The organism is Mesorhizobium sp. M0018, from assembly GCF_040323955.1.
In the GTDB taxonomy this organism is placed as follows: Bacteria; Pseudomonadota; Alphaproteobacteria; order Rhizobiales; family Rhizobiaceae; genus Mesorhizobium.
The window spans coordinates 183,583-196,233 of the sequence record NZ_JAMYVL010000008.1; the positions used below are offsets into that span (position 1 = coordinate 183,583).

At 64.6% G+C, this 12,651-nt stretch carries 8 protein-coding genes; 7 read left to right on the forward strand and 1 reads right to left on the reverse strand.

What is annotated here, in order from left to right:
- Nucleotides 1-3: 3 nt before the first annotated feature.
- From NKJ81_RS13870 to NKJ81_RS13900, 7 genes are all read left to right on the forward strand, one after another.
- Entirely contained in the window at nt 4-1,992 is a 1,989-nt protein-coding gene (locus NKJ81_RS13870) for a heme lyase CcmF/NrfE family subunit (RefSeq protein ID WP_352540747.1), read from the forward strand.
- Entirely contained in the window at nt 1,989-2,453 is a 465-nt protein-coding gene (locus tag NKJ81_RS13875) for a cytochrome c-type biogenesis protein (RefSeq protein WP_352471014.1), read from the forward strand. Before NKJ81_RS13870 ends, NKJ81_RS13875 begins: the two co-directional genes overlap by 4 nt.
- A gap of 116 nt (nt 2,454-2,569) precedes the next feature.
- Nucleotides 2,570-4,126, forward strand: a complete 1,557-nt coding sequence (locus tag NKJ81_RS13880; protein WP_352540748.1) for a Do family serine endopeptidase — start codon at nt 2,570-2,572, stop codon at nt 4,124-4,126.
- Between the two features lie 399 nt (nt 4,127-4,525).
- Nucleotides 4,526-5,200, forward strand: a complete 675-nt coding sequence (locus NKJ81_RS13885) for a response regulator transcription factor (RefSeq protein WP_254819962.1) — start codon at nt 4,526-4,528, stop codon at nt 5,198-5,200.
- Nucleotides 5,201-5,206: 6 nt separating this feature from the next.
- On the forward strand, nt 5,207-6,676 hold the full coding sequence (locus NKJ81_RS13890) for a sensor histidine kinase (RefSeq protein WP_352471016.1): 1,470 nt from the start codon (nt 5,207-5,209) through the stop codon (nt 6,674-6,676).
- Nucleotides 6,676-9,642 carry a bifunctional [glutamine synthetase] adenylyltransferase/[glutamine synthetase]-adenylyl-L-tyrosine phosphorylase gene (locus NKJ81_RS13895; protein ID WP_352540749.1) on the forward strand — a complete coding sequence of 989 codons (2,967 nt, stop codon included), beginning with the start codon at nt 6,676-6,678 and terminating at the stop codon, nt 9,640-9,642. Before NKJ81_RS13890 ends, NKJ81_RS13895 begins: the two co-directional genes overlap by 1 nt.
- A gap of 145 nt (nt 9,643-9,787) precedes the next feature.
- Nucleotides 9,788-10,267 carry an EF-hand domain-containing protein gene (locus tag NKJ81_RS13900; RefSeq protein ID WP_352540750.1) on the forward strand — a complete coding sequence of 160 codons (480 nt, stop codon included), beginning with the start codon at nt 9,788-9,790 and terminating at the stop codon, nt 10,265-10,267.
- Between the two features lie 50 nt (nt 10,268-10,317).
- Here NKJ81_RS13900 and NKJ81_RS13905 read toward each other — a convergent pair whose 3' ends face one another.
- Nucleotides 10,318-12,645, reverse strand: a complete 2,328-nt coding sequence (locus NKJ81_RS13905; RefSeq protein WP_352471019.1) for a PAS domain-containing sensor histidine kinase — start codon at nt 12,643-12,645, stop codon at nt 10,318-10,320.
- Between the last annotated feature and the right edge of the window lie 6 nt (nt 12,646-12,651).

Sequence of the window (12,651 nt, forward strand, 5' to 3'; positions counted from 1 at the left end):
ACAATGGTTGAAACCGGACATTTCGCCCTGATCCTGGCGTTTGCGCTGGCCTTGGTGCAGACGATGGTGCCGCTGTTCGGTGCGCGCACCGGCAACCACAAGATGATGGCCGTCGGCGCACCGGCCGCGCTGACCGGCTTTGCCTTGACGGCGCTGTCTTTCGTGGCGCTGGCAACCGCCTACGCCGGCTCCGACTTCTCGGTTGAGAGCGTCTGGGAGAACTCGCATTCGCTGCAGCCGCTGATCTACAAGATCACCGGAACCTGGGGCAATCACGAAGGTTCGATGCTGCTCTGGGTGCTGATCCTGACCTTCTTCGGCGCGCTCGTCGCCGTCTTCGGCGGCAATCTTCCGGCGACGCTCCGGGCCAATGTGCTTGCCGTGCAGGGAGCGATCGGCGCCACTTTCTTCCTGTTCATCCTGACGACGTCGAACCCGTTCGTCAGGCTCAATCCGGCGCCTATCGAGGGCCGCGATCTCAACCCGATCCTGCAGGACCTCGGCCTCGCCATCCATCCGCCGCTGCTTTATCTCGGCTATGTCGGTTTCTCGATCTGCTTTTCCTTCTCTGTCGCTGCCCTCATCGAGGGCCGCATTGACGCTTCGTGGGCGCGCTGGGTAAGGCCGTGGACATTGGTTGCCTGGATGTTTCTCACCGGCGGCATCGCCATGGGCTCCTACTGGGCCTATTACGAGCTCGGCTGGGGCGGCTTCTGGTTCTGGGATCCGGTCGAGAACGCATCCTTCATGCCGTGGCTGGCGGGCACGGCGCTGCTGCATTCGGCGATCGTCATGGAAAAGCGCTCGGCGCTGAAGATCTGGACGCTGCTTCTGGCGATCCTGACCTTCTCGCTGTCGCTGCTCGGCACCTTCCTGGTGCGTTCCGGCGTGCTGACCTCGGTGCACGCATTCGCCACCGATCCGACGCGTGGCGTGTTCATTCTCTGCATCCTGACGCTGTTCATCGGCGGCTCGCTGGCGCTGTTTGCCTTGCGCGCCTCCCGGCTGACGGCCGGCGGCCTGTTTCACCCGATCTCGCGCGAAGGCGCGCTGGTCCTGAACAATCTGTTCCTGACCACCGCCACCGCCACCGTGCTGGTCGGCACGCTCTACCCGCTCGTCGTCGAAGCCCTATCTGCCGACAAGATTTCGGTCGGCGCGCCGTTCTTCAACCTGACATTCGGCCCGCTGATGGTGCCGCTCTTGGTCGTCGTGCCGTTCGGGCCGCTACTCGCCTGGAAGCGCGGCGACATTTTCGCGGTCGCCCAGCGCCTGATGGCGGCTTTCGCGGCGGCGCTGCTCGCGGTGCTGGTGACGGCCCTGTTCATCGATGGCGCTTCGGTGTTGGCGGCACTCGGTGTCGGCCTTGCCTTCTGGCTGATCTGCGGCGCGCTCACCGATCTCGCCGTCAAATCCGGCTTCGGCACCGTCGCGCCCGCCACCATGCTCAGGCGCTTCGCCGGCCTGCCGCGCTCGGTCTTCGGCACAGCGCTTGCGCATCTCGGCCTCGGGCTGACAACGCTCGGCATTGTCGGCACGCTTTGCTTCGGGACCGAAAAAATCCTGTCGATGCATGCCGGCGAGACCGTCGAACTGTCCGGCCACAAGCTGCGCTTCGAGGGGCTCTACCCGGCCCAGGGGCCGAACTACAGTGAGGATCGCGGCCGCTTCGCCCTGCTTGGCGCCGACGGTAGCGTCGCAGGCGAGATCACCTCGGCCAAGCGCTCATATCCGGTGCGCCAGATGACCACAACCGAATCCGGCATCAGGACGATCGGCTTCAGCCAGCTCTATCTTTCGCTTGGCGACGAGGGCAGCGATGGCTCTGTGGTCGTTCGTCTGTGGTGGAAGCCGCTGGTGACGCTGATCTGGGGCGGCGCACTGGTGATGATGGCGGGCGCGGCGATGTCGCTGCTCGACCGCCGCCTGCGCGTCGGCGCACCGTCGCGCCGCAAGGCTGCGGCCGGCGTGCCATCGGCGAGCCCGCAATGAAAAGGGTCACGCTGGCCTCGCTGGTCCTGCTGCTGGCGCTGTTGTTCGCCGGCGCCGCGCAGGCGGTCAAGCCCGACGAGGTGCTCGCCGACCCGGCACTCGAGGCGAGGGCGCGCGCTTTGTCGGAAGGCCTGCGCTGCATGGTCTGCCAGAACCAGTCGATCGACGAGTCCGATGCCGACCTCGCCCGCGACCTGCGCATCCTTGTGCGCCAGCGCCTCGTCGCCGGCGATACCGACCGGCAGGTGATGGACTATGTCGTTTCGCGCTACGGCGAATTCGTGCTGCTGAAGCCACGCTTCAATCTGCGCAATGTTTTGCTCTGGGGGACGCCAGTTCTTCTGCTGCTCGTTGGCGGGACATTCATCCTGGTGGCCGCCCGCTCGCGTCGTTCGACGGTGACCGCTGCATTAACTGCCGAGGAACAGACGGCGCTGGACAAGATGCTCCGCCGCGATTGATCGATACATTACGAAAGTTTCATGTACCGGAAATGGCGCCGTAATGTGCGGCTCTCTATTTCCGTTGTCGAGGATGCCAATCAAGGGGCGTCCCTTGAAAAGAGGATACGAGAACCATGAATGTTGCCCCCAATTCATATCTACGCACCCGCAAACGCCTTTTGGCCGCAGCCGCATCCCTGGCCATTGCCGGCGCGATCGGCTTTGGTGCTGTTGCCACCGGGACAGCCCCGGTGCTGGCCGACGCCGTGCGTGTCGAGGCACCGCAGGTCCCGAGCTTCGCCGATGTGGTCGAGCGCGTTTCGCCGGCGGTCGTCAGCGTGCGCGTCAAGGCCAAGATCCAGTCGACGGCCGATGACGGTTCCGGCCAGATGGACGACGAGGACGGCTTAGGCAATCTTCCCGACAACCCGCAGCTGCGCCGGTTCTTCCGCGAATTCCGCGGCTTTGGCGATCAAGGCGGCGATCAAGGCCCGAACGGAATGCGCCGTTTTGGACACCGTGACCGCAACAACGACCAGCCGCGGCCGGTGGCGCAGGGATCCGGTTTCTTCATCTCCGATGACGGCTATCTCGTCACCAACAACCATGTCGTCGAGGAGGGCACCGCCTTCACCGTGGTGACCAATGACGGCAAGGAACTCGACGCCAAGCTGATCGGCACGGACCCGCGCACCGATCTTGCCGTGCTCAAGGTCGATGACGGCAACAAGTTCACCTATGTCGACTTCGCCGACGATTCCAAGGTTCGCGTCGGCGACTGGGTGGTGGCTGTCGGCAATCCGTTCGGCCTCGGCGGCACGGTTACCGCAGGCATCGTTTCGGCCCGCGGCCGCGATATCGGCGCCGGTCCCTATGACGACTTCATCCAGATCGACGCCTCGGTGAACCGCGGCAATTCGGGCGGCCCGACCTTTAACCTCAACGGCCAGGTTGTCGGCATCAACACCGCGATCTTCTCGCCCTCGGGCGGCAGCGTCGGCATTGCCTTCGATATTCCCGCTTCGACCGCCAAGCAGGTCGTGCAGGATCTGATGAAGAACGGCACCGTGCAGCGCGGCTGGCTCGGTGTCGAGATCCAGCCGGTCACCCCCGAAATCGCCGAGTCGCTTGGCCTTGGGTCCGGCAAGGGCGCGCTCGTTGCCAGCGCGCAGGACACCGGTCCCGGCAAGAAGGCCGGCATCACCGCCGGTGACGTGATCACCCAGGTGGACGGCAAGGACGTTGCTTCGCCGAAGGAACTCGCCCGCCTGATCGGCGCTTATCCGCCCGGCAAATCTGTCGATGTCACGGTGTGGCGCAACGGCAAGAGCGAGGCGGTTAAGGTCGATCTCGGCAAGCTGCCGTCGAGCGACAAGCAGGCCTCGGCCGACCAGCAGCCTGCCCCAGCGCCGAAGACCGACACGCTCGCCGATCTCGGCCTGACCGTCACCAAGTCTGACAATGGCAAGGGCCTTGTGGTGACCGATGTCGACCCCGACAGCGATGCCGCCGATCGCGGCATCCAGCCCGGCGACGTCATCACCTCCGTCAATTCGGCGGAAGTGAACGGCGCCGGCGACGTCGACAAGGCGATGGCCGACGCGGTGAAGTCCGGCCGCAAGGCGGTGCTGATGCAGATCACCCGCGACGACAGCAACCGCTTCGTCGCACTGCCTGTCGCCAAGGGCTGAGCGCATGACCCCGAACACGTATTCCGTTTTCGGAAAGGCTCATGCGCCGATTCAAGGTGCTAGAGCGCCCTTTGCGCGTTCAAGAGGACGCGCGGCGCTCTAGTGGTCGACTTTTCCGGTGCGGCGGTTTTCAACACCCCCGAGCCGCCGCACGGGAAAGCACGGGGCCTGAATACGTTCGTCAGTCATCGTGTTCCGCCCCAGCGGCAGCGGGCTTCCCATCGCCCGCTGCCGCTCGAACATGCCGCTCAAGGCGTGAAGCGGTTTTAGGCTACGACATGCTAAAACAAAGACTTACCGCGTATCCCTGAATCACTTTGTTCGCGATACGCCATGGAGAAGGCCACGATGCATATGCCGGCCACTCAATCTTCCAGCGAAATCGCGTATAACGGTTCTATGAAGATTCTCGTCATAGAAGACGATCGCGAGGCAGCCGACTACCTGCAGAAGGCGTTCGCCGAGGCCGGCCATACCGCCCATGTCGCCGGCGACGGCGAAACCGGCTTCGCGCTCGCCGATTCCGGCGACTATGACGTCATGGTCGTTGATCGCATGATGCCGCGCCGCGACGGCCTGTCCGTCATTGCCGGGCTCAGGTCCCGGGGCAATACGACGCCCGTGCTGATCCTGTCGGCGCTCGGCGAAGTCGACGACCGGGTCACCGGTCTGCGCGCCGGCGGCGACGACTATCTGACCAAACCCTACGCCTTTTCCGAACTGCTCGCCCGCGTCGAGGTGCTGAACCGCCGCGCTAGCGCCAGGGAAGCCGAAACCGTCTACCGGGTCGGTGATCTCGAACTCGACCGGCTGTCGCACTCGGTGCGCCGCGCCGGGCGCGAGATAACGCTGCAGCCGCGCGAGTTCCGCCTGCTCGAATATCTGATGCGCCATGCCGGCCAGGTGGTGACGCGGACCATGCTGCTCGAGAATGTCTGGGACTACCATTTCGATCCGCAGACCAATGTCATCGACGTTCATATCTCGCGGCTGCGGGGCAAGATCGAGAAGGGCTTCGACAAGCCGATCCTGCACACGGTTCGCGGCGCCGGCTATATGCTGAAAAGCGGCTAGAACCCCATGGCTCTTTCCGTGCCGGCCATCATGAAGACGACGGCAGCGCGGCTTTCGGCGCTCTACCTCCTGCTGTTCGCCATCTGCGCGGTGCTGCTCGTGTTCTACATGACCTCGCTGTCGGCGCGCATGCTGACCGGCCAGACCCAGGACACGATCAACGACGAGGTGCTCGGCCTCGCCCGCGCCTATCAGCGCGGCGGCCTCCCGCTGCTGGTCCGCGTCGTCGAGCAGCGCTCCCGCCAGCCCGGCGCCAATCTCTATCTGATCGCCGATGCCAACGGCCAGATCCTGACCGGCAACGTGCAGAGTCTGGAGCCGGGCGTGATCGAGGCCGAGGGCTGGACTACCGAGCCGTTCTCCTACCGCCGCTTCGGCGAGGGCGAGCTCGAGCGGCAGCGCAACCCGGTCTCCGACCCGAACGAGCCCGCCCAGAGCGAAGTACAGGCCGAAGGCGAGAAGGGCCATAACGCCATTGCCCTGGTGCTGCGCCTGCCCAACCAGATGATCATGCTGGTCGGCCGCGACCTCGGCGAGCCGGAGCGCTTCCGCGCCGTCATTCGCCGCGCTCTGATGCTGGCGCTCGGCATGATGGGCGTCGGCGGGCTGCTGATCTGGTTTTTTGTCGGGCGCGCGGCGCTGAAGCGCATCGACAGCGTGTCGGAGGCGAGCCGCCGCATCATGGGCGGCGATCTTTCCGGCCGGCTGCCGGTCACCGGCGCCGGCGACGAGTTCGACCGGCTGTCGGAAAACCTCAATTCCATGCTGGCCAGGATCGCCACACTGAACGAGGGCCTGAAGCAGGTCTCCGACAACATCGCCCACGACCTGAAAACGCCGCTCACCAGGCTGCGCAATCGCGCCGAGGCGACGCTTTCCGGCAAGCACAACACCAGCGACTACCGGCAGGCGCTGGAAGGAACGATCGCCGAATCCGATCAGCTGATAAAGACCTTCAACGCCATCCTGATGATCTCGCGACTGGAAGCCGGCTATTCCTCGGAAAGCACCACCAGGGTTGATCTGGCCGCTGCCGTGCACGACGTCGTCGAACTCTACGAGCCGGTAGCGGAGCAGGCGGGCGTGACGCTCGAAACTTCGGTGCAAGGTTCCTTCGCCGTCAACGGCAATCGCGAGCTGATTGGCCAGGCGCTGTCCAACATCGTCGACAACGCGATCAAATATTCGACCGACTCGACCTCCAGGCCTACGGTTCGCGTGACGCTGGAGCGTGTTGGTAGCGAGATCAGACTCGCCGTCTCCGACAACGGCCAGGGCATTCCCGACGATGTCGACCGCGCCAGGGTGACCGAGCGTTTCGTGCGGCTGGAAAAGAGCCGCTCGCAGCCGGGTTCCGGCCTTGGCTTGAGCCTCGCCAAGGCGATCATGACATTCCACAATGGACGGCTTGAGCTTCTGCCCGGCAATCCCGGATTGTCGGTCGTCATGAGTTTTCCCGGGCGGGACGATCGCTGATGGTTGCAAGGATAGCAGTGCGACGCCTCGAAACGGACTGGCTGTTGAAGCCGGCGGTAGAGCTCGTTCCGCTGGATGCAAGCCGCGCCAGGCAGGAATTGTCGGAGATCGCCGACGCCGCGCGGCAAAAGGAACTGCCGCGACTGGCGAAATTTCTCGCCGGCAAGGGGGTCGTCCAGGATTTCCTCGCCGCCGTGTTCGACCTGTCGCCGTTCCTGCGCGATACCGCGCGCCGCCGGCCACGGATACTCGATGCGCTTTTCGACGGGAGCGTCGAGGCGCGGCTGTCATCGATCGGCGCCGCGGTCGACACGGCAGCACGCGTAGAGGCCGTCTCCGAAAGCAGCCTGATGATGGAGCTGCGCCAATGTAAGGCGGAGGCGCATTTCCTGATCGCCTTGGCCGATCTCGCCGGCGAGGCCGAGACCTCGCTGACGGTGCGGCGACTGAGCGACCTTGCCGACGCCTGCACGCGTGCGGCTGTCGATTTCCTGCTCCGCGACGCGCATGAGCAAGGCAAGCTCCGATTGCCGGATGCCAAAAATCCGGCGCGACGCTCGGGCTGGATTCTGCTTGGCATGGGCAAGCTCGGCGCGCATGAGCTGAACTTCTCCTCCGACATCGACCTCGTCGTCTTCTTCGACCCCGATGCGCCTGCCGTCGTCGATCCGCTCGATGCCACAGAGCTGTTTTCGCGCCTGACCCGCCGGCTTGTTCGTATCCTCCAGGACCGCACCGAGCACGGTTACGTCTTCCGCACCGATCTCAGGCTTCGTCCCGACCCCGGCTCGACGCCGCTGGCGATCCCGGTCGAGGCGGCGCTGCGCTACTATGAGGCGCGCGGCCAGAACTGGGAGCGCGCCGCCATGATCAAGGCCCGCCCGGTGGCTGGCGATCTTGCCGCCGGCGCCGCGTTCCTGAAGGAACTGCAGCCCTATATCTGGCGCAAATACATGGACTATGCGGCGATTGCCGACGTCCATTCGATCAAGCGCCAGATCCATGCCCACAAAGGCCATGGCGAGGTCGCGGTCAAAGGCCACAATGTCAAGCTCGGTCGCGGCGGCATCCGCGAGATCGAGTTCTTCGTCCAGACCCAGCAGCTTATCGCTGGCGGCCGCTTTCCCGAACTGCGCGGCCGCGAGACCGTGCCGATGCTCGGCGAGCTCGCCGCGCGCGGCTGGATCACCGCCGACGCGCGCGATGCGCTCACCAGGCAATACTGGTTCCTGCGCCGCGTCGAACATGCCATCCAGATGATTGCCGACCAGCAGACGCATATCCTGCCGGAGGACGAAGAGGGGCTGGAGCGCGTCGCCCGCATGCTGGGCTTTGCCGATGCGGCAGGCTTTGCCGAAACGTTCCGCGCGGCGCTGCACCAGGTCGAGCGCCACTACGCAGCGCTGTTCGAAACCGCGCCGGAGCTTTCGGCCGGCATCGGCAATCTGGTCTTTACCGGGGACGTCGACGATCCCGATACCTTGCAGACCTTGCAGCGGCTCGGCTTCCAGCGGCCGAGCGACATCTGCCGGGTTATCCGCGGCTGGCACTTCGGCCGCTACCGCGTCACCCGGTCGGCGGAGGCGCGCGAGCGGCTGACCGAACTGACGCCGGCGCTGCTGCAAGCCTTCGGCCAGACGCGGCGGGCGGACGAGGCAGTGATCCGCTTCGACGAATTCCTTGCCGGCCTGCCTGCCGGCATCCAGCTGTTTTCGCTGCTGCAGTCGAATCCGGCTTTGCTGAAGCTGATGGCGACTATCATGGGCGCGGCACCGCGGCTGGCCGCCATCATCACGCGCCGGCCGCATGTCTTCGATGGGCTGCTCGATCCGGCGCTGCTGAGCGAACTGCCAAACCGCGCCTATCTGTCGGCGCGCCTTGCCGCCTTCCTCGAAGGCGACAGAGCCTATGAAGACGTGCTCGACCGGCTGCGCATCTTTGCTTCGGAGCAAAAATTCCTGATCGGCGTCAGGCTGCTTGCCGGGTCGATCGACCCGCCGCGCGCCGGCCGCACTTTTTCCGATCTCGCCGACCTGACCATCGAGGCGGCATTGCAGGCGGTGATGGCGGAATTCGCTTTGCGTCATGGCTATATTGCCGGCGGCCGGGTCGCGCTGCTCGGCATGGGCAAGCTCGGCAGCCGCGAACTGACGGCGGGCTCCGACGTCGACCTCATCCTGCTCTACGATCACGACGCCGATGCGGAGGAGTCCGACGGCGACAAGCCGCTTGCCCCGTCGCATTACTACAGCCGGCTGACACAGCGGCTGATCGCCGCCGTTTCCGCGCCGACCGCCGAGGGCGTGCTCTACGAGCTCGACCTTCGCCTGCGGCCGTCCGGCAACAAGGGGCCGGTGGCCACTCATGTCGACGCCTTCAAGAAGTATCAGCGCCAGGACGCCTGGACATGGGAGCACATGGCGCTGGCGCGGGCCCGCACGATCGGCGGCGATGCCGAGCTCTGCCGCGAGATCGAAGGGGACGTTGCCGCAGTACTCGCTCTGCCGCGCGATCCAGCCAAGGTGATGGCCGAGGCATCCGAGATGCGCGCCATGGTCGACAAGGAGAAGCCGCCGCGCGATCCCTGGGACATCAAGCTGATCCCGGGCGGCCTCATCGATCTCGAATTCATTGCCCAGGTTGCGCTGATCACCGGAAAGATCGAGGCAGGCCGCAGGGCCACCGGCACGGCTGAGGTCCTGTCGCGCCTGGCGCCGGATTTCGCCAAGGCCCAGGTCAGGCAGGAACTGGTGGATGCCTATTCGCTCTATCTGGCGCTGACCCAGATGATACGGCTTTGCCTCACCGGCGCGTTCGAACGCGACGACGTTCCGCCAGGGCTTTCCGATCTGCTTCTTGCGGTCACCGACCTGCCGGATTTCGGGGTGCTTGAAGCGCACCTCAAGGAGACGTCGCAGAAGGTCAGAAAGGATTTCGACCTTCTGCTTCGTGCGAAACAACCGTGACGGCAACCAGCCGTACGGGCGAGAGCATCGGGCCCAAAATTGCGACCTGCTTTGGGAGGTTCCGATGTTCAATCAAAGAGATAGAGCGGGGGATTGAAGGTCCGCCGCTCTAGCATCGGGGGTGACGATGCAACAGGAGAAGACCATGAGAAAGACAACCAGACTTGCACTCGTTTTCGCAGCCCTGGCCGGCGCCGTCGGCACCGCTGCCTATGCAGACGAGCACTCCGCGGCCGGGCCGCGCGACGGCATGATGATGCGCCTCGGCAAGGTCATGAAGGACAATGACGGCACCATCACCTTCGACCAGTTCTCCGACGCCATGAACGCGCGGCTGAAGAAGATGGTCGCCGACAATGGCGGCAAGCTGACCGTGGCACAGCTCGCCGACGCGCTCGAGAAAGCACGCTTCGAGCAGATGGCCAGGCGCATCATCGCCCGTTACGACACCAAGGGCAACGGCACGCTGACCGCCGATGACATCACCAGCCGGCAGAAGAAGGTCTTCGCCATGCTCGACCGTGACAATGACGGGAAAATCGAGAAGAACGAACTGCCGAAGGGTCCCGGCGGTCACCGCCAATGGGACGGCGAGGGCAATGATGGCACTGACGGCATGCAGTGAGAAGTGATAACGCTCCGGCGGTGCGAGCCGCCGGAGACTTATTTTGTCATTCAGGCGGCGGCCTTGACCGCCTGCGCGGCTTTCTTGATCGGGATGCGTACCGAGACGATCGTGCCGGTGCCTTCGGTCGAGCGGATCTTCAAGGCGCCACCCTGAAGTTCGGCCAGCGAGCGCGAGATGGCGAGGCCGAGGCCGGAGCCGGCATGGCTCTTGGAGAACTGGTTTTGCACCTGTTCGAATGGCCGCCCGAGCTTGCTCAGCGCCGCCTTCGGGATGCCGCAGCCATTGTCCTCGATCGTCAGGATCAGCGCGCTGGAAATGCTGCGGGCTCTGACCGAGATGTGGCCGCCTTGCCCGGTGAACTTCACCGCATTGGACAGAAGGTTGATGAGGATCTGCTTGATCGCCCTGCGGTCGGCGAACAGCGTCAGCGAATCGGCGATGCGGGTTTCGACGGTGATCGACTTTTCCGCCGCCTGCAGAGAAACGACGCGAACCGTCTCCCTGATGAGCGGGCAGAGATCGATTTCTTCCTGATCCAAGGCGAACTGGCCGGCCTCGATCTTCGACATGTCGAGGATGTCATTGATCACACCGAGAAGATATTTGCCGCTGCCGTTGATGTCGGTGGCATACTCTTCGTAGCGCGGCGAGCCCAGCGGCCCGAACAGCCGCCGCTCCATCAGTTCCGAGAAGCCGATGATCGCGTTGAGCGGGGTGCGCAACTCGTGCGACATGTTGGCCAGGAATTCGGATTTGGCCCGGTTTGCCGCTTCGGCGCGCTCGGTTTCCTTCATGTATTTGCGATTGAGTTCGACGAGCTCGCGCGCCCGTTCTTCTTCCGCGCGGCGGGCAAGGCTGAGGTCATGGATTGTCGCCATCAGCCGGCGCTCGCTGTCGACCAGCTTCTCCTGGTGCAGCTTGATCTGGGTGATGTCGGAGCCGACAGAGACGGTACCGCCGTCCCTTGTCCGCAACTCGTTCACCTGCAGCCAGCGGCCGTCGGCAAGCTGGCGCTCGAAGGTAACGCCTCCCTGCGGTCCGTTGGTGTTGGCAAGCCGCCGCTCCGAGGCGAAGGCCAGCATGCGTTCCTCCAGAACGGCGCGCGGAGCGCCCGGCATCACGTCGCGATCCAACAGGCCGTTGTCCTGCTGGTATTTGGAATTGCACATGATCAGGCGCTCGGACGAATCCCACAGCACGAAAGATTCGTTGATGTTTTCGATGGCCGTCCTCAGGCGCAGGTCCGCCGCTTCGGAGCGCAGCGCCAGATGCCGCTGCTCGGTGACGTCGACGGCGATGCCGATCAGCTGGATCTCCGGCGCTTCCGGGTCGATAACGTGTGCTCTTGCGCGCATCCAAACCCATTGCCCGTCGGCATGGCGCATCCGGAACACCTGGTCGATATGGTCGATCTCGCGTGCGACGATCCTGTTGGCGAGTTCGAACAAATCGCCGTCCTCGGGATGAATGATTTCATCGACTTCGCCGAACGACAGCATCGTGTCACAAGGCTCGTAGCCCAGCATGTCGTACATCGAGCGCGACCAGTACATCTTGCCGCGCACCATGTCCCAATCCCACAGGCCGCAGCGGCCGCGCACCAGCGCCATGTCGATGCGCTGGTGGGCTTCGAGATAGATGCGATCGGCGGCCTGGGCGCGCGCCGCCTGGCCGAAATAGGCGTAGAGGATGATGATCAGCACACCGGCCGTCAGCACGAACAGCGTGACGTTGAGTGAGACCGTCTTGCGCCAGGCGTCAAAAACTGCCTCCCGCGGCACGAACGCTGCCGCGGCACCCTTTCGGCCGTTCGCCAGGCTCACTGCCGCGTACCAGTCCTGTCCGCCGATGCTGACCTCCATCACCCCGGCGCGGTCGCCGAACATGAACAGCGGCTGCCCGCCCTGTACGACGCCATCGAGCGACCGGCCCTCCCAGTGCATCGACTGCGGCGATACGGCAATGATCTTGAAGGCGCTATCGGTGATCGCCAGTACGTGGCTTCGGCCCATCGCGCCCTGACGACCGGTGCTCTCCAGCAGGTCCTGGATCGCGCCGGGCGTGGAACCCATGGTCGCATCGGCAGCGATCGAACTGGCCAGTTGGCCGGCGGCCAGCGCAAGGATCGCCTTGGCGTCGCGCTCGATCTCGTCGCGCTCGTTCATCAGTGACAGAAAGCGCAGTACTGCGATGATCAACAGAAACATGATAATGAGGGCCGGTATCGATCGCCGCAACAGCGGCTCGGCTGCCAGCAGCCGTCGGTAGGCAGGTTCGGCGATGAGCCGCGTATTGCCCGCGAGACCGTCGCTTCGCGCCTCGCGCCGCCCAAAAGCCGTCCCACCGGGCGCGCCCCACGCGTCCGCCTTCGCCATAAATGG